The sequence below is a fragment of the Streptomyces sp. NBC_01390 genome (assembly GCF_045040105.1).
GTDB lineage: Bacteria > Actinomycetota > Actinomycetes > Streptomycetales > Streptomycetaceae > Streptomyces.
Window position 1 is genome coordinate 7,720,569 of sequence record NZ_CP109551.1, and the last position, 22,769, is coordinate 7,743,337.

Annotated in this window: 17 protein-coding genes; 7 read left to right on the forward strand and 10 right to left on the reverse strand. The window is 71.1% G+C overall.

The genetic code is table 11. The features are described 5' to 3' along the window. The first annotated feature begins 47 nt into the window (after positions 1-47). The gene (locus OG241_RS34855) at positions 48-491 is read left to right on the forward strand and encodes a GtrA family protein (protein WP_405821068.1); all 444 of its coding nucleotides are present in this window, start codon (positions 48-50) and stop codon (positions 489-491) included. 10 nt (positions 492-501) lie between these two features. Here OG241_RS34855 and OG241_RS34860 read toward each other — a convergent pair whose 3' ends face one another. Then, positions 502-1,314, reverse strand: a complete 813-nt coding sequence (locus tag OG241_RS34860; protein ID WP_405821070.1) for an ABC transporter ATP-binding protein — start codon at positions 1,312-1,314, stop codon at positions 502-504. Then, the gene (locus OG241_RS34865) at positions 1,307-2,239 is read right to left on the reverse strand and encodes an ABC transporter permease (RefSeq protein WP_405821071.1); all 933 of its coding nucleotides are present in this window, start codon (positions 2,237-2,239) and stop codon (positions 1,307-1,309) included. The genes OG241_RS34860 and OG241_RS34865 overlap by 8 nt, the downstream gene beginning before the upstream one ends. Before the next feature lie 187 nt (positions 2,240-2,426). On the opposite strand from OG241_RS34865, the gene OG241_RS34870 reads away from it, so the two are divergent. The 3 genes from OG241_RS34870 to OG241_RS34880 all read left to right on the forward strand — a co-directional run bounded on the left by OG241_RS34870 (position 2,427) and on the right by OG241_RS34880 (position 5,080). After that, a complete protein-coding gene (locus tag OG241_RS34870) occupies positions 2,427-3,074 on the forward strand; it encodes a TetR/AcrR family transcriptional regulator (protein ID WP_405821073.1) in 648 nt (215 codons plus the stop codon). Between the two features lie 144 nt (positions 3,075-3,218). Then, complete coding sequence (locus OG241_RS34875; protein ID WP_405821075.1) at positions 3,219-4,370, forward strand: histidine kinase; 1,152 nt, start codon at positions 3,219-3,221, stop codon at positions 4,368-4,370. 65 nt (positions 4,371-4,435) lie between these two features. Further along, positions 4,436-5,080 carry a response regulator gene (locus OG241_RS34880; RefSeq protein WP_405826580.1) on the forward strand — a complete coding sequence of 215 codons (645 nt, stop codon included), beginning with the start codon at positions 4,436-4,438 and terminating at the stop codon, positions 5,078-5,080. A gap of 41 nt (positions 5,081-5,121) precedes the next feature. Here OG241_RS34880 and galE read toward each other — a convergent pair whose 3' ends face one another. Then, entirely contained in the window at positions 5,122-6,132 is a 1,011-nt protein-coding gene (gene galE / locus OG241_RS34885) for a UDP-glucose 4-epimerase GalE (RefSeq protein ID WP_405821077.1), read from the reverse strand. 75 nt (positions 6,133-6,207) lie between these two features. After that, on the reverse strand, positions 6,208-7,473 hold the full coding sequence (locus OG241_RS34890; RefSeq protein WP_405821079.1) for a glycosyltransferase 87 family protein: 1,266 nt from the start codon (positions 7,471-7,473) through the stop codon (positions 6,208-6,210). Positions 7,474-7,595: 122 nt separating this feature from the next. Here OG241_RS34890 and OG241_RS34895 point away from each other — a divergent pair, with 122 nt between their 5' ends. Then, the gene (locus tag OG241_RS34895; protein ID WP_405821081.1) at positions 7,596-9,191 is read left to right on the forward strand and encodes a glycosyltransferase family 39 protein; all 1,596 of its coding nucleotides are present in this window, start codon (positions 7,596-7,598) and stop codon (positions 9,189-9,191) included. Here OG241_RS34895 and OG241_RS34900 read toward each other — a convergent pair. Beyond that, a complete protein-coding gene (locus OG241_RS34900; RefSeq protein WP_405821083.1) occupies positions 9,154-9,612 on the reverse strand; it encodes a MarR family winged helix-turn-helix transcriptional regulator in 459 nt (152 codons plus the stop codon). The two genes, OG241_RS34895 and OG241_RS34900, sit on opposite strands and share 38 nt — an antisense overlap. Before the next feature lie 139 nt (positions 9,613-9,751). Here OG241_RS34900 and OG241_RS34905 point away from each other — a divergent pair, with 139 nt between their 5' ends. Continuing rightward, positions 9,752-10,165: an organic hydroperoxide resistance protein gene (locus OG241_RS34905; RefSeq protein ID WP_405821085.1), complete on the forward strand. Its 414-nt coding sequence runs from the start codon at positions 9,752-9,754 to the stop codon at positions 10,163-10,165. 56 nt (positions 10,166-10,221) lie between these two features. Here OG241_RS34905 and OG241_RS34910 read toward each other — a convergent pair whose 3' ends face one another. From OG241_RS34910 to OG241_RS34930, 5 genes are all read right to left on the reverse strand, one after another. Beyond that, complete coding sequence (locus OG241_RS34910; RefSeq protein ID WP_405821087.1) at positions 10,222-12,495, reverse strand: CDP-glycerol glycerophosphotransferase family protein; 2,274 nt, start codon at positions 12,493-12,495, stop codon at positions 10,222-10,224. A gap of 155 nt (positions 12,496-12,650) precedes the next feature. Beyond that, a complete protein-coding gene (locus OG241_RS34915; RefSeq protein WP_405826582.1) occupies positions 12,651-13,454 on the reverse strand; it encodes a carbohydrate ABC transporter permease in 804 nt (267 codons plus the stop codon). Between the two features lie 98 nt (positions 13,455-13,552). After that, positions 13,553-14,917, reverse strand: a complete 1,365-nt coding sequence (locus OG241_RS34920; protein WP_405821089.1) for a carbohydrate ABC transporter permease — start codon at positions 14,915-14,917, stop codon at positions 13,553-13,555. Positions 14,918-14,927: 10 nt separating this feature from the next. After that, on the reverse strand, positions 14,928-16,298 hold the full coding sequence (locus OG241_RS34925) for an ABC transporter substrate-binding protein (RefSeq protein WP_405821090.1): 1,371 nt from the start codon (positions 16,296-16,298) through the stop codon (positions 14,928-14,930). A 321-nt stretch (positions 16,299-16,619) separates the two neighbouring features. Continuing rightward, complete coding sequence (locus OG241_RS34930) at positions 16,620-20,291, reverse strand: FHA domain-containing protein (protein ID WP_405826583.1); 3,672 nt, start codon at positions 20,289-20,291, stop codon at positions 16,620-16,622. 472 nt (positions 20,292-20,763) lie between these two features. Here OG241_RS34930 and OG241_RS34935 point away from each other — a divergent pair, with 472 nt between their 5' ends. Next, entirely contained in the window at positions 20,764-22,479 is a 1,716-nt protein-coding gene (locus OG241_RS34935) for a serine/threonine-protein kinase (protein WP_405821091.1), read from the forward strand. Positions 22,480-22,769: the final 290 nt, after the last annotated feature.

Genomic DNA, 22,769 nt, shown 5'->3' on the forward strand with positions numbered 1-22,769 from the left:
ATTTACCCTTTTCTGCTAGACCGGACACCTCGGATAAAGTCGCGGTCGTGAGTGTGAATGTCTCCGAGAAGCGGCCGCCCGTTTCGGTCCGGTCGGTGCGGCGCGTAATCCTCGAAGCGGTGAAATTCGGAGCCGTCGGCGGCAGCGGCGTGCTCGTGAACTTCCTGTTCTTCAACGTGCTGCTGCACGGGCTCGGTTGGCGGGCGATGACGGCCACGGTGCTGTCCAGCCTCATCGCCATGTGCTCGAACTATCTGGGCTTCCGCTATTTCACGTACCGGGACAGGGCCTCACGCACCAGGCAGCAGATCGCGCTGTTCTTCGTGTTCAGCGCGATCGGCATCGCGATGGAAAGCGGCCTGTTCTACATCGGTTATCACGGACTGGCATTGCACGGGCCGGTCGAGTCGAATGAGGTGAAGGGCGTCTCGATCGTGCTCGCCTCGGCGTTCCGCTTCCTCGTCTACCGCACCTGGGTATTCCGCCACTAGGCGGCGGCCACTAGGCGGCGCGGGCGGGCTTGGCTGCTGGGCGGTTCGTGAAGGCCTCGTACTCCTTCAGTACGTCGTCCGTCGGGCCGTCCATGAGCAGTTCGCCGCGTTCCAGCCACAGGACGCGGTCGCAGGTGTCGCGGATCGACTTGTTGTTGTGGCTGACCAGGAACACCGTGCCGGCGTGCTGGCGCAGCTCGCGGATGCGTTCCTCGGAGCGCATCTGGAAGGACCGGTCGCCGGTGGCCAGCGCCTCGTCGATCAGCAGTACGTCGTGGTCCTTGGCGGCGGCGATGGAGAAGCGCAGGCGGGCGCCCATACCGGAGGAGTACGTCCGCATGGGCAGGGTGATGAAGTCACCCTTCTCGTTGATCCCCGAGAAGTCGACGATGCCCTGGTAGCGCTCCTTGATCTGCTCCCGGGACATGCCCATCGCGAGACCGCCGAGGTAGACGTTGCGCTCGCCCGTCAGGTCGCCCATCAGGGCCGCGTTGACGCCGAGGAGGGAAGGCTGCCCGTCCGTGTAGATGCTGCCGTTCTCCACCGGCAGCAGTCCGGCGACGGCCTTGAGCAGGGTCGACTTGCCGGAGCCGTTGGTGCCGATCAGGCCGATGGCCTCGCCGCGGTAGGCGACGAAGGAGACGTTCTTGACGGCGTGCACCTTGCGTACACCGGCCGCCTTCTCGCTCTGCTTGCGCCGCATCATGCGGTTGAGGGCGGCGGTCGCGGTACCGCGACCGGCACCCGTGCCGTTGACCCGGTAGACGATGTCGACGCCGTTGGCGACGACGGTGGGGATCTGCTCGTTCGGGTTCTCAGCCACGGCCGTACGTCTCCTCAGCCTTCCAGAAGTAGATGAAACCGCCGACGCCCGCGAGCAGCGCCCAGCCGGCCGCGATCGGCCAGACGTGCGCCGGGAGCTGGCTGGCGTGGTAGCTGTCGATCAGGGCGAAGCGCATCAGGTCGATGTAGATCGCCGCCGGGTTGGTCTCCAGCATCACCACCACCACGTGCGGCAGGTTGTCCTTCTTGCCCAGCTTGTCGAGGCTCCACATCACGCCCGACACGTACATCCAGGTGCGCAGGATGAACGGCATGAGCTGGGCGATGTCCGGCGTCGACGCGCCCATCCGCGCCATGATCATCGCCACGCCCGTGTTGAACACGAACTGGAGTGCCAGGGCGGGGATCACCAGCAGCCAGGAGGCGGTGACGGGGATGCCGAAGCAGAGCAGGATGACGATCAGTGCGGTCATCGAGAACAGCAGCTGCTGGAGCTGCTGGAGGCAGAAGGAGATCGGGAGGGCGGCGCGCGGGAAGTGCAGGGCCCGGACGAGGCCGAGGTTGCCGGCGATCGCGCGGGTGCCCGCCATGATCGCGCCCTGTGTGAACGTCCAGATGAACACGCCCGTGACCAGGAACGGGATGTAGTCCGGCACGCCGTGGCTGGTGCCCAGCAGGATGCCGAAGATGAAGTAGTAGACCGCCGCGTTGAGCAGCGGGGTCATCACCTGCCAGATCTGGCCGAGCTTCGCCTGGCTGTACTGAGCGGTGAGCTTGGCGGTGGCGAACGCGGTGATGAAGTGGCGCCGTGCCCACAGCTGGCTGACGTACGTGCGCAGGGTGGGACGGGCGCCGCTGACCGAGAGGCCGTGCCGGACGGCGAGCGCCGTGAGGTGGTCACCGGCCTGCGTGACGCCTGACAGGGGTGGCGTGGACTGGGGCGGTGTGTCGAGGGCCTGGCTCACATCCGCTGCTTTCGCTCGGGGGGAAGGGGGTGCGCGACCGGTTCCCGTCGCAGGCGTCCCCCGCCGGTGCCTTGGGTTCCTTACGCGATTCTTGCCATACTCTTACGTCGGGACGGGACCGTATCGTCGTGACGGGAGCGTATTCCGATTCGGCGTCGGAACGCAACCGTTTCGTCGATACGCCCCTATGCTGGTCCGTATGACGACGAACACCGACGAGCCCGGGACCGCACCGGCACGGACCCGCCGCCGGGCCCCCGCCGGAGCCGCCGTACTGCGCGAGGACGTGACGGAGGCGATCCGGGCGGCCGTGTTCGAGGAACTGGCGTCCGCCGGGTACGCCCGGATGTCCATCGAGGGCATCGCGCGCAGGGCGGGCGTCGGCAAGACGGCGGTGTACCGGCGCTGGCGTTCGAAGCTGCATCTGGTGCTGGACCTGGTCTCGGCGATCGCCGTGCAGGGGCTCCCGGCGCCGGACACCGGCACGCTGGAGGGCGACCTGCGGATGCTGTACGAGCTGACGTCCCGTGCGCTGCGCCACCCGGTGGCCTCGCAGGTCATCCCCGACCTGCAGGCGGAGGCGGCCCGCAACCCGGAGATCGCCGAAGCCATGCAGAAGGCGCTGCGGGAGGGGCAGGAGAGCGTCGCGAGCGGGATCGTGGCGGCGGCGCAGCAGCGGGGGGAGGTCCGTGCGGGCATCGACCCCGAACTGGCCCTCGACCTGATCTCGGGGCCGCTCTACTGGCGCTCGGTGGTGATCCGGAACCCGAAGCTGCCCAAGGGCTACCTGGCGTCACTGGCCCGGGCGACCACGGCGGCGCTGCAGGCGCTGTAGCGGGGCTGTCCCAGGCCCAGCCGTGACCGTACGGGATCGACGGGTGAGGGGGTGTGCTCCCCAATCCATGGTGGAGTGGGCTGCACCGCCGTCCGGGAGCGGGCTCTCCCGTGCGCCGGGCGGCCGTCGCCTAGCCTGATGACCATGTGGAAGACAGTGCGGCAGGCGGCGCGGGCCACGGTCCAGCTGGTCGCGGTCGCGATCCTGGCCTTCGGCTCGTACATCTTCATCACCGTCCTGCTCATCACGGCCACAGCCACGCTCGCGGTGGTCGGCGCCGGGCTGCTGCCCGAGACGGTCCTGCTCATCCGGCGGATCGCCGGCACCAAGCGGCGGATGACGACCGAGTGGTCGGGAGTGGAGATCCCCGAGGCGTATCTGCCCATCGAGGGCAGGCTGAAGGAGAAGCTGCGCATCGTGGTCCGCGACCCCGGTACGCGCACCGACCTGACCTGGATGCTCGCCCACTACGTGTACGGCGCCCTGCCGCTGCTGATGATCCCGCTCTGGCCGGTGGGCCTCGTCGTCGACGGTGTGTGGTGCGGACTGCTGCGCCGCGAGGCGGTCGTCCTCCCTCTCATCAGCCGGCTCGCCGACCTCGACGCCTCCTGGTCGGCCGCGCTGCTCAAGCCCTCGCCCAAGGCGCGGCTCGTGGAGCGCGTCGAGCAGCTGAAGGCGACCCGGGCCGACGCGGTCGCCGCGCACGGCGCCGAACTCCGGCGTATCGAACGGGATCTGCACGACGGCGCCCAGGCCCGCCTGGTCTCCCTGTCCATGCGGATCGGCCTCGCGAAACGGGCGTACGACCGTGACCCGGACGCCGCCCGCAAGCTGCTGGAGGACGCCCAGGACCAGGCCGAGGAGGCGCTGGCCGAGCTGCGCAACGTGGTGCGCGGCATCCATCCGCCGATCCTCACCGACCGGGGACTGGTCGGCGCCGTACGGGCGTTGGCGTCGAGCAGCGGCCTGGACGTCGGCGTGGTCGACGACGGTGTCGAGGACGGCGTACGGGCGCCCGCGGCGGTGGAGGCCGCCGCTTACTTCGTGGTCGCCGAGGCGCTGACCAACGCGGCGAAGTACAGCGGTTCACCGACCGCCTGGGTCGAACTCGTCCGGGTGCCAAGGGGGTTGAAGGTCCGGGTGGGCGACCACGGACAGGGCGGCGCCGACGAGAAGGGCGGCACCGGACTGCTCGGGATGCGCCGCCGGGTGGCCGCCCTTGACGGCAGCGTGGACCTGTCGAGCCCCGTCGGGGGGCCGACCGTGATCGAGGTGGAACTGCCCTGCGTATGGTGAGCGCGATCGCCGCTCGACCGGCGAACTGGACCCGCGAGCTGGACCGGATCGAGAACAGGACCGTCATGCGCGTAGTGATCGCCGAGGACAACGCCCTGCTGAGACAAGGGCTCGTCCTCCTCCTGACGTCGGCCGGGCACGAGGTCGTGGCCGTCGCGAGCAGCGGCCCCGAGGTGCTCCCCGCCCTTCTCGAACACCGTCCGGACGCGGCCGTGCTGGACGTCCGGATGCCTCCCGGTTTCCGCGACGAGGGTCTGCGGGCGGCGCTGGAGGCGAGGGAGCGGATTCCCGGCCTTCCGGTGCTGGTCCTCTCCCAGTACGTGGAGGAGTCGTACGCGGCGGAGCTGCTGGGCGGCGGAGCGAGCGGTGTCGGCTATCTCCTCAAGGACCGGGTGGGCCGGGTCGACGAGTTCCTCGACGCCCTGGACCGCGTCGCCGACGGCGGCACCGCCCTCGACCCCGAGGTCGTGACCGAACTCCTCACCCGCCGCCGCGACTCCCCTCTCGACTCCCTCACCCCGCGCGAGCGTGAGGTCCTGAAGCTGATGGCGGAGGGCCACGACAACACGACGATCGCCAGGACGCTGGTGGTCACGGAACGCGCGGTCAGCAAGCACATCGGCAACGTGTTCCTGAAGCTGGGCCTGCCCCCGAGCGACAGCGGCCACCGCCGGGTGCTGGCGGTACTGGCCTATCTGAACAACCAGTAGGCCCAGTAGGTCTAGTAGGCCCAGCCTGTCCGTACAGCGGACTACCCCGGTTCCCCCGGTCCCGGTTCCCCCGCCTCCGGATGCAGCCGGACCCAGCCCGCCCACGCCGAGGTGATCATGTCCTGGACGTCGTGCCTCGCCTTCCAGCCCAGTTCGGCGGTGATGCGGTCGGCCGAGGCCACGACCCGCGCCGGGTCGCCCGGGCGGCGCGGGGACACGACGGGGGGCAGGGTGTGGCCCGTCGTCTCGTTCACGCGGTCGATCAGCTCGCGGACCGAGACGCCCTCCCCCCGGCCGATGTTGAGGGTGAGGTCGAGGCCGGGTGTCGCCTCCAGCGCCCTGGCGGTCGCCACATGGGCCTCCGCCAGGTCCACGACGTGGATGTAGTCCCGCACGCAGGTGCCGTCCGGGGTCGGGTAGTCGTCGCCGAAGATGCGCGGGGGTTCATGGGCCGTCAGGCGTTCGAAGACCATGGGGATGATGTTGAAGACGCCCACGTCCGCCAACTCCGGGGCCGCCGCGCCCGCCACGTTGAAGTAGCGCAGGCTCGCTGTCGCCAGGCCTGTCGCCCGGCCCGTCGCGCGGACCAGCCACTCGCCCGCCAGCTTCGTCTCCCCGTACGGGCTCATCGGTGCGCACGGCGTGTCCTCCGACACCAGGGCCCCGTCCTCGGCGCCGGACGGCATGCCGTACACCGCCGCCGAGGACGAGAACACGAAGGACGGGACGCGGGCCGCCGTGACCGCCTCCAGCAGGACGCGCAGCCCCTCCACGTTCTCCCGGTAGTAGTCCAGGGGGCGGTCCATCGACTCGCCCACCTGCTTCTTCGCCGCCAGATGGACCACGCCCGTCACTTCGTGGTCCCGCAGGGCCCGCGCCACCCGCTCCCCGTCCAGGGTCGATCCGACCACCAGCGGGACGCCGTCCGGGACCCGCTCGGCGATACCGGTGGACAGGTCGTCGTACACCACGGTCGGGGTTCCCGCCTCGGTCATCGCGCGCACGACGTGCGCCCCGATGTAGCCGGCGCCGCCGGTGATCAGCCAGGTCATGTTCGGCCGTCCCCTCGTGTGGTGGTGTGGTCGGACGAGTCGGGTGCTCGCTTCGCCTTTGCCAGTTAACTCCCGTTAAGCCGCACTTGGTTCCCGCTCGGGAAGCGGACGTGCGGAAGTGGGCGACGGAAGCGGAACCCCGGCCGGACGGGTCGAGCGCCACAGTCGTACGAAGGACAGGATCGCCGCCGCGCCGAGCAGGCCGTTGCGTACGACCATCACCGTCACCCCCGTCCAGGTGCAGTGCGCGACGTCCGCGTACAGGACGGGATAGTCGAGGCCGGTGACCACCGAGGCCGCCACCAGCAGCCACGCCACCGGGCGCTGGCCGGTGTGCCGCGAGGTCAGGCACACGGCGGCCAGCCCGAGCAGCCAGACCATGTACTGCGGGCTGATGACCCTGCTGGTGACCGTGAAGAGGAGTACGGCGGTCAGCGCCGCGTCGAACGGCGTCGCCTCCGTCCAGTGCCGGGCCCGCACCCGCCACAGCAGCAGGAACCCGAACGCCACGAGGGTCAGGGCGAGGGACAGTGCCGCCACCGACGAGACGTACGGGCCCACGAACTCCATCGCGCCGTACTGGTAGCGCACGCGCCCCGGCCACCCGGCGCGGGTGGCGAGGGAGAGCGCGGTGCCGCCGAACGACTCGATCTGCACGCCCCGGCCGCCCTGCTGGCGCAGAAAGGAGAAGGGGTTGCTGAAGACCGTCGCCAGGAGGGCCAGGGCGGCCGCCGCCGTGACCGTCCCGGACGTCCATGCCGACCGGGTCGTACGGCCCTTCGGCGTCCCCAGCAGCACCAGCGCCGGCCAGACCTTCACCAGGGCGCCCAGCGCCGCGAACGCCCCGCACGCGCGCGGGGACCGCGACAACGTCAACAGGGAGATGACGGCGAATGCCGTGACCTGCACGTCGTAGCGTGCGAGTGGCACATGGAGGAGGAGCGGCAGGCTCGCCGTCCAGTACCCGGCACCGCGCAGGGAACGGCCCGGACGCCTTCCCGCGCGCGTGAGGGCGAACAGGATCAGCGCGTCGGCGGCGAGCGTGAGCAACACGAACGCCTCGAAATACGTCAGCGTCGGCAGCAGCGCGGGCGACAGAAGCACCGGACCCGCGCCCGGCGGGTACTGCCACAGCTTGTCGTCCACCGGGAACGTGCCCTGGGTGAGTACGCCGTACCAGCGGAAGTACAGCCGCTGCACTTCACGTGCCACGCCACCGCCGCCGAGCAGCGGGAGGCCGTCGTGAACCAGGAGCCACAGCATCAGGGCACGGGAGGCGGCCCAGCCGACGGCGAGAGTGAGGAGGGGGGTGATGGGGGTGGAGGTGGGGGGTCTCGTCACGGCCGGATCGTAATCCGGATGAAAGCCTCATTCACGTCAATACATCATCGAACTGTAATTAATCCACCAGCACTCATCATCAATCAGCAGCAAAAATTCTTTCATCGCACAAAATCAGGCCCGTGATCAACAGGCCGATGAACAAGGAGATGAAGACGAAGACAGCCGCCGTCGCGGTCCCGGTGATCCCCATGGCCGTCATGCTGGTGATCGGCTGCTGGGGACTGGACCGGGGCGGCATATGGCGTGACGAGGCGGCCACCTTCCAGGTCGCGCAGCGCACGGTGCCGCAGATCTGGCGGCTGCTGCACGAGGTCGACGCCGTGCACGGCCTGTACTACCTGCTCATGCGGCCCGTCCTCGCCGTCCACCCCGGCGAGGTCCTCCTGCGGCTCCCCTCCGTCCTCGCCGCGGCCGCCACCGCGGGCCTCGTCGCGGCACTCGGCAGCCGCCTGGCCCGCCCCCGCGTCGGCCTCTGGGCCGGGCTGCTGTACGCGGTCAATCCGATGGTCGGCCACTACGCCCAGGAGGGCCGGTCGTACGCGATGGTCGCGGCCGGCGCGGCCGGCGCGACGCTGCTGCTCGTACGCGCGGTCGCGGACCGCTCCTGGATGCCGTACGGAGCGGTCCTCACCGTCACCTGCCTCCTCCACGAGTTCGCCGTACTGCTGCTCCTCGCGCATGCCGTCACCCTCGCGCTCACCCGCGTCCCCCGGTGCGTGTGGGCCCGCTGGCTGTGCGCGGCGGGTGTCGTGACGTCCGCGCTGCTTCCGCTGGCGCTGCTCTCGCACGCCCAGTCGGCGCAGGTGGCATGGCTGCGGCGGCCCGGCCAGGGCAGCGTGGACCAGCTCGTACGCCAGTTCACCGGCCCGACGGACGAGGTTCTCGTGCCCTGTCTGGTCCTGCTGTACGTGGCGCTGCTCCACCCCCGGAACGCACGCCCCGGCCGTGGACCGACCCTCCCCGCCGTCGCCCTCCCGCTGCTCCTCGTACCGCCCACGGTCCTCATGACCGTCTCGCAGTGGTCGCCCCTGTACGACGCCCGGTACGTCCTGTACGCCCTCGCCGGCGCGCCCCTTCTCGTCGCCGCCGGGGCCGACCGTGTCGTGCGGGCCCTGCCGCGACCGCCCCGCGCGACCGTCGCCGCGGCCGGGGTGCTCGCCGTGGCCCTCGTCTGCGCGCACCAGCTGCCGCTGCTGCGAGAGGACCGTTCCATGGCCCAGCGCGGCGGCGAGAACCTCGCCGTCGCCTCTGCGCTCGCCTCCCGTGAACTGCGCCCCGGCGATCCGGTGTTGTTCCTGCCGGCGATCGGACGGCGCTCGGCACTGGCGTACCCGAAGGGGTTCCGCGGGACCCGGGACCTGGCCCTCGCCGAGTCCGCGCGGACGTCCGGCACGCTTTACGGCGTCGAGACGGGCCCGGCCGCGCTCCGGTGCCGACTGGCGGGGCTGGACCATGTCTGGCTGGTCGCCGAGCCGTACGCCCTGCGCCCCGGCTGGCACCCGGACAGCCCGACCGAACGGACCAAACTGGCGCTGCTGGAGGGGAAGTTCGAGCCGAAGATGGAGCTGACGGGAAGCGGGGTGACGCTGCGCCTGTACGAGCGCAGGGCGCTCGGCAGGGGCGCGGGGAACTGCGCGACCAGCCACAACGGCGCCGCACCCGCCCCGCGAGTGAGCGCTACGCCTCCAGCGCTGCCTCGTCCAGGGCGACAGTGAGCTCGTCAAGACGGGTCCGCAGCGCGCGGAGCTCGTCCACGTCGAAGCTGGTCGCCGCGCCGATCCGGCGCGGCACCTGCAGCGCCCGCTCGCGCAGCGCGAGGCCATCCTCGGTCGGCCGCACCTCCACCGACCGCTCGTCCCGGGCGCTGCGCTCGCGCCGGACGAGACCGGCCGTCTCCAGCCGCTTGAGCAGCGGTGACAGGGTGCCGGAGTCGAGGCGCAGGTGTTCGCCGACCTTCTTCACGGGCAGCTGGCCGTGTTCCCACAGCACGAGCATCACCAGGTACTGCGGGTAGGTGAGCCCGAGGTCCTTGAGGACCACGCGGTAGACGCCGTTGAAGGCGCGCGACGCCGCGTTCAGGGAGAAGCAGATCTGCTGGTCGAGACGGAGGTAGTCCTCGGCGGAGGTTGCTGACATGACTCCAGAGTACCTCCTTGCCCGCCATCTAGTTGTGCACAATTGAATTGTGTGCTCTAATTATCTCCATCAAGGGGCTCCGCAGGGGGCTCCCCGAGAAGCTCTGATGTTGATGAGTTCGATGAGAGGGACGGCTTCCATGGACGCGATCTACACCGCAGTCGCCACCGCCACGCACGGCCGGGAGGGCCGCGCGGTCAGCTCCGACGGCAAGGTCGACCTTGCGCTGGCCATGCCGGTGGAGCTGGGTGGCAACGGCGCCGGAACCAACCCGGAGCAGCTCTTCGCCGCCGGTTACGCCGCCTGTTTCGGCAGCGCGCTGGGCCTGGTCGGCCGCGGTGCCAAGGTCGACGTCAGTGACGCCGCCGTGACCGCCGAGGTCGGCATAGGCAAGCAGGGTGAGGGCTTCGGCCTCAAGGTCACCCTCCGCGTCGAGCTGCCCGACACCGTCGACGCGGAGACCGGCCGCAAGCTGGTCGAGCAGGCCCACCAGGTCTGCCCGTACTCCAACGCCACGCGCGGCAACATCGAGGTCGACCTCGTCGTCGAGTAGTAGCGGGCAGTACCGAGTAATACCGATTGAGCGGTAGCCGTCGAGCGGTACGTCGCTCAGGAGCCGTTGAGGACGGGCGTGCCGTCGGTGCTGGACTGCGGGTGCGGCACGCTCGCGAGCGGGACGCCGGCGAACGCGTCCGCCGCCGACGGCACCGGGTGGCGCTCGGCGAGCGGAGTGACCGGGGCCTGCCCGGCCGTCCCGCCCAGCACCAGCCGCTGCACGACCCGTTCGGCGGCGCGCCCGTCGTCGTACGGACAGAACCGCTCGCGGAACGCGGCCCGCAGCTGCGCGGAGCGCGACCCGCGCCAGTGGCCGGTCGCGAAGATGTCGATCAGCTCGTCCTCGCTGCGCGCGATCGCGCCCGGCGGAAAGGCGCGCAGGTCGAAGTACGTGCCACGGGCCGCCTCGTACGCCTCCCAGTCGTCCGAGTGGATCACGATCGGCCGGTTCAGGTTGGCGTAGTCGAACATCAGCGACGAGTAGTCGGTGACCAGCGCGTCCGAGGCGAGACACAGCGACTCGATGTTCGGATGGCCGGTCACGTCGATCAGCCGGCCGCCGGAGGCGGGTGTCAGGGGGGCGTCGTAGATGTGATGGGCGCGGGCCAACAAAACGTAGCGCGGGCCGAGTTGACGCAGGACGCGTTCCAGGTCGAGCGTATGCCGGGGGCCGCGCAGATAGTCGCGGTGGGTGGGCGCGTACAGGATCGCGACCGAGCCCTCGGGGATGCCGAGCGACTCGCGCAGCCGGGCCACGTCCGCCGAAGTCGCCTGCTGGAACACGTCGTTGCGGGGCTGCCCGGTTTCGTGGGTGGTGTAGCCGCCGGGGAAGACCCGCTCCCATACGAGGGTCGAGTGGCGGTTGGCCGACAGGCAGTGGTCCCAGGTGTCGACGTCCGCGACGAGCGCCGTGAAGTCGGTGTCACGGGCGGCGGCCGGCCGGTCCTGGAGGTCGAGGCCCATGCGCTTCAGCGGCGTCCCGTACTGGGTCTGGATCACCACCTGGCCGGCCCGCTTCACGAAACGGCTGTCCCAACTCCCGTTGTTCACCAGGTACTTGGAGCGGGCCAGCGCTGTCCAGTAGGCAGCGGTGCCCGGACGCACCCGGGCGGTCGCCGTCGGGAGCGTGTGATGGAACTCCGGGCGGGCCACCCACGCCGTCCGCATGCCCGGCACGAAAGAACGGAACGCGGCTTCGAGGGCGCCCGGGTTGCAGCCGTACCCGCGCCCTGAGTGACTGGTGAAGACAGCCCGCTCCGCCCGCACCGGCAACCGCCGCTGGACCCGGTAGTGCAGCCGCAGCGCAGCCGAACGGACCCTGCGCGCAAAGGACTTGACGAAACGGGTGAGGTGCCGGCGCAGCGCGGACGCGAGCCGCACCACCCGATACGTGCGATAGCTGCCCGTCCGGACGAGCAGGTGCCGGAGCCGGGCGTGCAGCGGGACGGCGGCGCCCGGAGTGCGGTAACGGCGGTAGTGGTCCCGGGACCTGCGCAGGAACTCGGCACGGGCGGTGCGCGGCAGCCGGTCGGGGCGGGCCAGCACCGACATCAGCTGATCGACCATCCGCCGGAACAACACCGGCCGCCAGTGCGTGAGTTCGGGGCGCTCGTCGACGAACGCGAAGACACGCTCGTACTGCTCGTGAATGTCGAAGTGCCCCTGAGTCGGGGGAGTGTCGCTGATCTGCCGCTGCCTGCGGTGGTGGACGCACACCCGGTCCAGGGTCGCCACCGATTCGGCGGCGAGCAGCGCCGGCACCGTCCAGGGGATGTCCGCACAGGCACCCGCCGGGAAGGTGAGGCCCTCGCGCTCGACGAACTCCCGCCGGTACGCCTTGTTCCAGGCCACCAGCGGCAGCTTGAGCAGCAACGGCCGGTCGTCGAGCCGGAAGGGGACGGGGCCCTGCTCGGTGAGCTGATGGAGGAACGGGCTGCGGACGGTTTCGCCGGTCCAGAGGGCGTGCGCGTGGTCGTAGACGAGGACGTCCGGGTCGCCCGCCTCCTTGATCCGGTCGGCGATCGCCCGCAGGGCGTCCGGGGCGAGGGCGTCGTCGCCGTCGACGAAGACGAGATAGTCCCCGGTCGCGCGCTCGATGCCCGCGTTGCGCGCCGCGCCCGCCCCGCCGTTCTCCGGGAGGTGGACGGGGCGCACCCGGGCGTCGCGCGCCGCGAACTCGTCGACGAGCGCACCGCAGGCGTCGGGCGAGCAGTCGTCGACGGCGATGACTTCGAGATCCGGATACGACTGGCCGAGCACCGATTCCAGGCACTCCTGCAGATACGCCTGAACCTTGTACGCGGGGACGATGACACTGAACCTGGGCAAGGCACATCCATGGGTCGGTGGGTCGACGCGGGCCTACTGCCCGGGAACGGCCGATGGAGTGACTTGGTTACGCCGATTGCGGCATGTGGGGGACATGGGTGTTTGGACCCGTAACCCCACAAGTGAGATGCTTATCCGTTTACTGGGTTACTTGCTTACTTGACCGCGCCCGCCATCACCCCCGACACGAACTGCCGCTGGAACGCGAAGAACACGGCCAGCGGGATCACCATCGAGATGAACGCGCCCGGCGCCAGTACCTCGATGTTGCTGCCGAACTGACGTACCTGCTGCTGGAGCGCGACCGTCAGCGGCTGCGACTGCGAGTCGGAGAACACCAGCGCGACCAGCATGTCGTTCCACACCCACAGGAACTGGAAGATCCCCAGGGACGCGATGGCCGGCGCGGCGAGCGGCAGGACGACGGTCGCGAACAGCCTCATCTCGCCCGCGCCGTCCAGCCGGGCCGCCTCCAGCAGCTCACGCGGGATCTCCGCGAAGAAGTTCCGCAGCAGGAAGATCGCGAACGGCAGCCCGAACCCCACATGGAACAGCACCACCCCGATGATGTCGCCGAAGATCCCGATCTTCCCGAACAGGTCGGAGAGCGGGATCAACGCCACCTGCACGGGTACGACGAGCAGCGCGACGACGACCAGGAACCACCAGTCGCGCCCACGGAAGTCCATCCACGCGAAGGCGTATCCGGCCATCGCGCCGATCATGACGACCAGAAGTGTCGCCGGCACCGTGATCCAGACGGTGTTGAGGAGCGAACTGGTGATCGCGTCGTTCTCCAGCAGCGTCTTGTAGCTCTTCGCGGTCAGCTGCCCGGGAGCCGTGAACACCTTCCACCATCCGGAGGTGGCGATGTCCGTCGGGTCGCGGAACGACGACACGAGCAGCCCGAACGTCGGCACCATCCAGACGAGCGCGACAAGGATGAGGAAGAACCGCATCACACCGCCCGCGGCGCCGGCGGCCACGCGGGCTGCGACGGAGCGCCTGGCGCGCACGGGCCGGTCGAGGGCGGGATCGAGAGTCGGGTCGAGAGCCGTCACCGCTGACGCTCCTTCCTGAGTCGACGCAGATTGACGAACATCACCGGCAGGACGAGCAGCAGCAGAATGACGCCGATCGCGCTGCCGACGCCGTAGTTGCCGCCCCCGCCGAACGACGACAGGAACAACTGGAGCGCGAGGACGTTGGCGTCGTCCTGACTGGGCTGCGGGGCGATGATGTAGACGAGGTCGAACACCTTCATCACGTTGATCATCAGCGTGACGAGCACGACGACCAGCACGGGTGCGAGCAGTGGCACGGTGACCCGCCGGAACACCTGCCACTCGTTGGCGCCGTCGACCCGCGCCGCCTCCAGCAGATTCCGGTCCACGCCCGCGAGCCCCGCCGCGATGAGCACCATCGCGAACCCGGCCCACATCCAGGTGTAGCTGCCGATGATGGCCGGGGTGACCAGGGTCGGCCCGAGCCAGTCGATCCCGTTGTAGGCGGCGGCGAAGTTCGAGCCCGGCAGGCGCAGTTGGGCCCCGTCGGCGTCGGCGGGCAGGGTGAACGTCCCGTCGGCGCCGCTGGTCGCCGAGGCGACGACCTTCCCGTCCTTCACGGCCTCGACCTTGACCCCCTTCAGCGCCTTCTCACCCGGGTCGACCTGCCCCTTCGTACCGCCACCGCCGAGCTTGAAGTCCAGCCAGACGGTGCCGTTGATCCCGGAACCCGAGGCGCCGGCCGCCTTCGCGTTCTCGGGTGTGCCGGGGAGCTTGTTGGGGGCGATGCCCACGAGGGGCAGCAGCGCCGGGGTGCCCGGGCTGAAGGTTCCGGTGGAGGTGAACGAGCCTCCGCCGGACGACTTGAGGTCGCTCGCCTGGGCGTTCGGGCGGGCCTTCGGATAGACGGAGGAGTCCACGAAGGCGTCGTGCACGGACGTCACGATCGCGTTGGCGACACCCTGATCGGGGTCCTGCTCGTAGACGAGGCGGAAGATGATCCCCGCCGCGAGCATCGAGATCGCCATCGGCATGAAGACGATCAGCTTGAACGCCGTACCCCAGCGCACCCGTTCGGTCAGCACAGCGAAGATCAGACCGAGCGCGGTGACGAGGGCGGGCGCGACGGCCACCCAGATCGCCGTGTTGCGTACGGCGGTCAGCGTGGCGTCGTTCGTGAAGATGTCGCCGTAGTTCTCCAGCCCGACGAAACCGGATCCGTCGGCGTCGTACAGGCTGCGCCAGACGGAGTAACCGATCGGGTAGACGACGAGCGAGCCGAGCAGGACCAGGGCGGGCAGCAGGAACAGGCCTGCCACCCACCAGCGGGTGCCGGTGACGCTCTTGGTCTTGTCGGTGGTCCCGTTCTTCGCGTTCTTCGTGGTGACGGTCGGCTTGTTGTCTCTCTGCGACTCCATGTCGGCGCCGTCAGCCGTTCTTGTACGCCTTGGCGGCGTCGGCCTCTAGTTGCCGCTGGGTGCCCGCCACGTCCTTCGGGTTCTTCAGGAAGTCCTGGAGGTCCTTCCACTCGCCGACGCCCTGGGTACCGCCGAAGGCGGCCGGGGCCTGGTCGGACATGTCGAAGCGGAAGTCGTCACCGGCAGCGATGAGGGCCTTCGCGATGTCTCGGGTGACATCGTCCTTGTACGCCGACTGGTCCATCGTCTTGCTGGGCGAGAGGAAGCCGCCCTGCGCCGCCCAGATCTCGGCCGCGTCCGTCGAACCCAGGAACGTCAGAAGGGCCTGGGCGCCCGCGCCGCCCTTCAGCGCCACGGCGACGTCACCGCCGCTGACGACAGGGGCCTTGGCACCGACCGCCGGGAACGGGAAGACCTTCGCGTCCGTGCCGATCTTCGCCTTCGTGTCCGCGTTGATGTTGGCGGCCACGAAGTCGCCCTCGAAGACCATCGCCGCCGGGGTGTCACCGGAGAAGGTCTGGATGACCGACTTCGGGAACTCGGTCGCCAGCGCGCCGGAACGACCGCCCGCGAGGAGATCGTCCTTGCCCCAGAGTTCGGCGAGGGTGGTCAGGGCGTCCTTGACGGACGGATCGGTCCACTTGATCTTGTGCTGGGCGAGCTGGTCGTACTTCTCCGGCCCGGCCTGCGACAGATAGACGTTCTCGAACCAGTCGGTGAGGGTCCAGCCGTCGGCACCGCCCACGGAGACGGCGGGGGAGCCGGCGTCGGAGAGCGTCTGCGCGGTGGCGACGAAGTCCTTCCAGGTGGTGGGGGTGTCCGTGACGCCCGCGGCCTCGAACGCGGCGGTGTTGTACCAGACCAGGGACTTGTTGGCGGCCTTGACGTAGATGCCGTACTGCTTGCCCTCGAAGGCGCCGAGCTCCTTCCAGCCGGCGTCGAAGTTCTTGTCGAGCTGGGCCTGGGCGTCCGCGCCGAGCGGCTTGAGCCAGCCCTTCTCGGCGAACTGGTGCAGTACACCCACCTGGGGCAGGAACGCGACGTCCGGGGGCTTGCCGCCCTGGATCTTTGTACCGAGGAACGTCGAGGTGTTGTTGCCGGTCGGCACGAAGTTGACCTTCGCGCCCGTGCGCTTCTCGAACTCCTGCAGAACCTTGGTGAAGTTCTCCTGCTCGGGTCCCGTCCAGACGGCGGCGACCTCCAGCGTCTGGCCGTCCAGCTTGGGGAGCTTGACGGAGGCGGAGGTGTCACCGCCGGTGCCCGTGCTGGTGTCGGTGCCCTTGTCGCCCGGGTCGTCGTCGGAGCCGCAGGAGGCGAGGGTGAGGGCGAGGGCGGTGGCGGAGAGGGCGGTCAGGGTGCGTGTACGAAGAATGCTGCGCATGTCTGCCCCGTTCGTCGTTCGGCGTTGAACGTGTTCGGCGCTGTCCGTGCGGTCCGGTCTACGCCCGGTCGTGGGGGTCGGCAAGTACGCCTGCGGTGTCAGGCGGGTGATCGTGACCGCGTCGTGTCCAAGGGTGCCCTCGAAACGCCTTCCCACGCACCCGGCGCCCAGCCCAGGCCGAGTTTTCCCACCCACCCACCCGTTTACGGCATCTGTCCAGCCCAGGCCCGCACCCTCAGCCCGTCCGGCGCTTGAGGACAAGGCCCGTTCAGGGCCGGAGGGGGGTCTGGGGGCGCAGCCCCCAGGGATGGTGACGTGCCGTCACAGCAGTGACGGCACCTCCGTCGCCGACACAGACCGCGCCGCCCGTTCCAACGCGCTGGCGAGCAGAGCCAAGTCCGTGGGCCCATTGCCCAGTTCACGCACCGGCCGCCGCGCCGGCGGATCCCCCATCCGTTGCCAGTCCAGCGCGGCAACCGTCGGCCGCAGCGTCGCCGTACGCGGGATACGCCCCGTCACCCGCCCCCCTTGGAACGGGATGCCCCTTCCGTGTGCCCCGCTCAACCGCCCCCGCCCGGCCGCGGGTTCGTCCGGCCCCGGCGCGGGCGCGTCCAGCAGGACCCGCAGCGCGGCCCCCCGGGCCAGCTCCGTCTCCGCGGTACGTCCGCCGACGCCCGCCGCGGCCACCAGATGCACCCCGAGCCGCTCGCCCTCCCGGGCCACCGCCTCCAACGCCCGCACCACGGACCCCGCCGACGGCCGCCCCGGGGAGCCCAGTGCGGGCGACACCAACGCGTCCAGATCGTCCACGACCACCACGAGACGGGCCAGGGGCGGTGGCTCCGTACGCCGCCGACTCGCCGCCGGACGCAGGCGCAACGTCGAGCTGGACGGCGTGTCGAGATCCCCGGCCCCGCCCCCGCCCCCCGACATCTCCGCCCTTGGACCCGTACTCGAACCTGCGCCGGCCCCCGACCCCGTGCTCGAACCGGACCCCGACCCCGATCGCTGCGGCCCGATCCGGCCGGACAGTTCGCGCCCGGTGTGCCACTCGGCGAACCCGACCCGCCCGAGCAACTCGGCCCGGCGCTTCAGCTCGGCGCTGAGCGACTGGGCGAACTCCCGCATGCGCACCGGGTCGTTGGCCGTGAGGTGAGTGGTGACATGCGGAAGGTCGGTGCACACCCGCAGGCCCTCGCCGTGCTGTGCGCCCCCGCCGCCGCTCCCACCGCTCCCACCTGTGCCGTCCCGGCCGTCCATCAGCACGATGCCCAGCCGGTCGGGCCGCTCGGCCGCGGCCAGCGACGCGACCACCGCCCGCAGCAACTCCGTACGCCCGCTGCCGGGTGGCCCCTCGATCAGCAGGTGGGGTCCCTCCGCCGCGAGGTCCACGCCGACGGGCCCGCGCGGACCGGCGCCGAGGACGGCCCAGGCCCGGCCACCGAGGGTCTCCTTGTCGTCGGCCGCGTCCGCCCAACGGGCCATCAGGGACGCCGGGGTGGCCCGGGCGAGCCCCAACTCGTCGAGCAGCCGCGCCGCTTGCGGCAACGGCGCGGAGACGCGCTGCTGCCGTGCCCCGGCGGCACCGTCGGTGCGCAGCGGAGCCAGCGCCCGCGCGAACCGCTCGGCCCAGGCCAGGGACACGGCGTCCACGGCGGCAACGGAGCCCTGACCGACCAGCCCGGCGCGCCCGGCGCTGCCACCTCTCCCGGCACTTCCTGCGCTTCCGGCGGGCGACGGGCCCTCCGCGCCGGGGATGTTCATGTCGGCGGAGCCGGTGCGGCCAGGTGAGTTCGCTCCCGTCCGTGCCACCCGCATCACATGCAGCGCGGTGGCCACGTCGCCGCTGAGCAGCGCCACCGCCCCGCACTCACGGAACGGGGGCGAGGCCGCGCACGCCGCCTCGTACGTCTCCGTCACCGGTGACGCGGGCGACGCCGCCTCCGTCTCCGCGAGGCACAGGACGTGGATCCCGGCCCGCGGTCCTTCCTGCGCCAGCCGCGCCACGGCCTCCCGGACCGCCGCACCACCAGGGTCCCCGTCCACCACGACCACGGTGTACGGGCCCGCGAAACCGTCCGCCGACTCGGCAGGTTCGTCGTCCCGGGCCCAGGAGGGCCGCCGGGCCGCTCCCCGGTCACCCGGGGCACCGACGTCCGGTTCTCCGCCGCCGGCCTCGGCGGGGCCGGCGGGGCTCTTCGCCGCCGCCTCCGCGTCGTGGTCCTCCAGGCGCCGCAGGAGTTCGTCCGCGCGGGCCGTGGCCTGTTCGCGGTCGTAGGCGAGGAGGAGACGGCAGTCCTGGCCGTGCCCGGGGCGCAGATGCGGGAGCCAGCCGAGCCAGGCCCACTCGGCGGTCCGCTGCTCGGCGGTGCGCGAGCGGTCCGTGCTGATCAGGACGATTTCCAGGACCTCGGGGGAGTGCAGCGCCGTCAGCTGGGCCACCACCGCGCGGGCCAGCCCGGAGAGCCGCGCGCGCGGCCCCGCCAGCCCCAGCGCCCCGACCTCACGCAGCCCCGCGGTCACTGGTACGGCGGGCAGCAGCCCGGAGCCGTCGGGGGCCGCCCGGTCCGCCGTACCGAGCCGGACCGTGAGGGTTTCCGGGTGTCCCGGGCCGCGCTCCCAGAGCCGGGGTCCCGGGCCGAGGGCCGTGAGCAGCAGCGCCGCCGGGTCGGGCCAGCTCTCCGGTGCCTGCGCGGGGGGCTCAGCGAACTCCGGGGCCGCCTGGTCGGACACCGGCTCCTCGTCGTCGTACGCCTCGCCCTCGGACAGGTCCTGCTCCGCGCGCCCGCCGGTCAGCCGGCGCGCCCACTTGGAGAGCCCGCCGCGCTTGCGCACGCCCTGTGGGACGTCCGTCCCCCGGAGGGGCGTCCCCTTGCGCCCGCTGCCCGCGGCAGCCTCGGCGTCATCCTCTGGTGCGTCGGCCGTGTCTTCCCTGTACGCCTCGTCGTGAGCGCGGGCTCGCGGGACCGCGCCCGCGCCGGACATCGACCCCGGCAGGGACAGTCCCGCTCCGTGGGTGTCCCCGGCGCCGCCCGACGTCATGGCTGTGCCCGCCGCGCCCGTGGAGCGCCGGTTCTCGATCCGCGGTGCCCGGCCCTGCCCCGGGACGACCGGCTGCGCGGCCTCCGACACGCCTCCGGCTGCTCCCCAACTCGCCGAACCGTAGGCGTGATGGGTCTCACCGGAGGGCGGCTTCGCCGTGCCACCGGGCTGCACGCGCGCGTGGGCGGCAGCGGACGGGGACGCCGACGGGGAAGACCTGTCCGTCGTGCGCCCCGGTGCCTTCGCGTGCCCTTCGGCGACGCTCACGCGGACATGTCCCTCGCCGTCAGGGGTCGTGCCCATGCGGGCGCCCGCATGGCCGGGCGGCGTCAGCCGGAGGGCCGACTCGCCGATGCGCAGCAGCGCGCCCGGTGCGAGGCGGACCGGGCGGGTGCCGAGGCGGGCGCCGGACAGCGTCGTGCCGTTCGTCGAGTCGAGGTCCGCGACCGCTATGCGGCCGTCCTCCGAGACCGTGACCGCGCAGTGCAGCCGGGAGACGTCCGGGTCGTCCAGGGGGACGTCGGCGTCCGCGGAGCGGCCGATGGTGATCTGGCCGCCGTGCAGGAGATGGACCCCGCCCGCGTCCGGTCCCGCGACCACGTGCAGCTGGGCCGCCACCTCGTCCGCCTCGGGGTGCGGCTCCGGTTCGGCCGGGGTGCCCAGGGCGAGCACGGCGCCGTCGACCAGTGGGGGCTCGCCGAGGGTGCAGCGCTGGGTGTCGAGGCGCTGGTCGCCCGCGTAGAGCACCACCGCGCCGCCGCTCTCGCGCTCCCGGCCGCGCTCGGGCAGGGAGGAACCCCCGTCACCCGCGACCACCGACGCCAGGGCCGAGGCGACCGTGGCCAGCGCCGTGCCGGCGGGAGCGGTGACCACCACGTCGCAGCTCGCGGTACGCGCCCACGGCTCCGAGGGCGGCCCCAGTGGGTCTACGACGGTCAGCCGGATCTGCATCGCCGTCAGCGGTCCCTTCTGCACGGACACCCGTAAAAGGAGGACGAAGTCACGCCACGGGTCCCACCACCGCGGACTTCCCCCACCGCACACGAGCACGTAGGCCAGTACTGGAGGCATCCTCGCACCTGCCACTGACAACGCGCCCGCCCCCCACCGATAAGTGATCTTGAATGGTCACCTCTGCCCGTAAAAGTGCCTGACCAGTGACCGGCGACTGTCCGTTTGGGATCGGTTTGGTAATCGATTTGAGATCGGTCACGTTCGGGATTAGGCAACCGGGGGGACCGATCGAGACGTCTTTGCCATCGACTTTCCGACGACTTTCCGGCCTCTTTGTGTCGAACGCGCGACGGAGGTCGTACGTAGCCGTCTGTGGAGGCCGCCGTTGCCCAGGGTCTCCCGTGGGCACGGCACTACAGTGGGACGGAAACACCGTGTACGGGATGTACGTATGTAAGGGAGCCACGACGTGCGGCCGGTAGGGAGCAAGTACCTCCTTGAGGAGCCGCTGGGACGCGGCGCCACAGGCACCGTCTGGCGCGCCCGCCAGAGGGAGACCGCGGGAGCCGAGGCGGCCGTGCCCGGCCAGCCCGGCGAGGCCGTGGCGATCAAGGTCCTCAAGGAGGAGCTCGCCAACGACGCGGACATCGTGATGCGCTTCCTGCGCGAGCGGTCCGTGCTGCTGCGGTTGATCCACCCGAACATCGTCCGCGTACGGGACCTGGTGGTCGAGGGCGATCTGCTGGCGCTGGTCATGGACCTCATCGACGGCCCCGACCTGCACAAGTACCTGCGCGAGAACGGCCCCTTCACCCCCGTCGCCGCCGCCCTCCTCACCGCGCAGATCGCCGACGCGCTCGCCGTCAGCCACGCCGACGGAGTCGTGCACCGGGACCTGAAGCCGGCCAACGTCCTGCTCATGCAGGACAACGGCCGGATGCACCCGATGCTCACCGACTTCGGCATCGCCCGCCTCGCCGACTCCCCGGGCCTCACCCGCACCCACGAGTTCGTCGGCACGCCGGCGTACGTCGCCCCGGAGTCCGCCGAAGGCCGTCCACAGACCTCCGCCGTCGACATCTACGGCGCCGGCATCCTGATGTACGAGCTGGTCACCGGCCGTCCGCCGTTCGGCGGCGGGTCCGCCCTCGAAGTCCTGCACCAGCACCTCACCGCCGAACCGCGCCGCCCGTCGACCGTGCCCGAACCCCTGTGGACGGTCATCGAGCGCTGCCTGCGCAAGAACCCGGACGAACGGCCCAGCGCCGAGAACCTCGCGCGCGGGCTGCGCGTCGTCGCCGAGGGCATCGGCGTCCACGCCAACTCGATGCAGATCGCGGCGGCCGAAGGGGTCGTCCACCTGCTCGCACCGGATCCGGCGCCGACCGCGGTGCCCGGGTCGGGCGACCCGACGCAGGTGCTGCCCTACGGGGCGGGCGCCCCGGCGTACGACCCGAACGGTGCCACCAGCGTGCTGCCGCACACCGGGGGGCCCGGCGGCGCGGGGGCGATGGGCGCCGCGGATCCCACGGCCGTCATGCCACCCGTGCCGCAGAACCAGACCGGTGGCCCTGGTGGCCCCGGCGGGCCCGAGGAGCCGCACCCCTGGCAGAACCAGCTGCGTGCCGCCCGGGACCGCAACGAGCAGACGCAGGTCCAGTACCTGGACCCCGGCGAGGACCCCCTGCGCCGCCGACCCCAGCGACAGCCGGGCCGGCCGCCGCAGCAACAGCCCCAGCAGCCGCCGTACCAGCAGCAGCCGCCGCCCTCGCGTCAGCAGCAGCGGGGCCCGCAGCCCCAGCCCGGTTACGGCTATCCGCAGGGGCCGGGACAGGGCCAGCCGCCCCAGCACCAGCAGTACGCGCCCCAGCATCAGCAACCGCCGCAGCAGCCCCAGCAGCGGTACGCGCCCCCGGCACCCCAGCAGCCCCAGCGCCCTCAGCAGCCCGAGGGCCGGCCGCCGCGCGAGCCGAGGGAACCCCGGCAGCGCAGCTCGAACCCGATGAAGATCCCGGGGCTCGGCTGTCTCAAGGGGTGCCTGTTCACGATCGTCATCCTGTTCATCGCCTCGTGGCTGATCTGGGAACTGAGCCCGCTGCAGGGGTGGATCGGGTCGACGAAGGGGTTCTTCGATCAACTCGGTGACTGGTACGGCAAGGTCAGCGACTGGGTGGGCAGACTGTGAGGGGATTCAGGGGCTTCCGGGAACCCGGCGGGCCAGTAGACCGGCGGATCCCCGCCTGCGGGAGGCTGTTCACGCAATCGGGTCGTAGCCAGGGCATTTGAGGATCAGTCGGTCGGCACTCCGGCCGTGTTCCGGTGCGACTCTGGGGATTTGTCGACACCTGGCGGGTGATTTCCGTCCCGGCGGTGAAGGTTATGGCTCCGGACGCGTAGTTTTATCGGCTGAGGTCGAGGTCTGTCGGCTGGGGTCCGGGGAGAGTGCCCCGGATCGGCGCAGCGTAGGCAACACGC

What these genes read in the sequence shown, in the direction of transcription:
- OG241_RS34905 (WP_405821085.1), top strand. Translation starts at nt 9,752, where the DNA reads ATGGACGCGATCTACACCGCAGTCGCCACCGCCACGCACGGCCGGGAG.
- OG241_RS34925 (WP_405821090.1), bottom strand. Translation starts at nt 16,298, where the DNA reads ATGCGCAGCATTCTTCGTACACGCACCCTGACCGCCCTCTCCGCCACC.
- OG241_RS34870 (WP_405821073.1), top strand. Translation starts at nt 2,427, where the DNA reads ATGCTGGTCCGTATGACGACGAACACCGACGAGCCCGGGACCGCACCG.
- OG241_RS34880 (WP_405826580.1), top strand. Translation starts at nt 4,436, where the DNA reads ATGCGCGTAGTGATCGCCGAGGACAACGCCCTGCTGAGACAAGGGCTC.
- OG241_RS34930 (WP_405826583.1), bottom strand. Translation starts at nt 20,291, where the DNA reads ATGCAGATCCGGCTGACCGTCGTAGACCCACTGGGGCCGCCCTCGGAG.
- galE (WP_405821077.1), bottom strand. Translation starts at nt 6,132, where the DNA reads ATGACCTGGCTGATCACCGGCGGCGCCGGCTACATCGGGGCGCACGTC.
- OG241_RS34920 (WP_405821089.1), bottom strand. Translation starts at nt 14,917, where the DNA reads ATGGAGTCGCAGAGAGACAACAAGCCGACCGTCACCACGAAGAACGCG.
- OG241_RS34900 (WP_405821083.1), bottom strand. Translation starts at nt 9,612, where the DNA reads ATGTCAGCAACCTCCGCCGAGGACTACCTCCGTCTCGACCAGCAGATC.
- OG241_RS34875 (WP_405821075.1), top strand. Translation starts at nt 3,219, where the DNA reads ATGTGGAAGACAGTGCGGCAGGCGGCGCGGGCCACGGTCCAGCTGGTC.
- OG241_RS34915 (WP_405826582.1), bottom strand. Translation starts at nt 13,454, where the DNA reads ATGCGGTTCTTCCTCATCCTTGTCGCGCTCGTCTGGATGGTGCCGACG.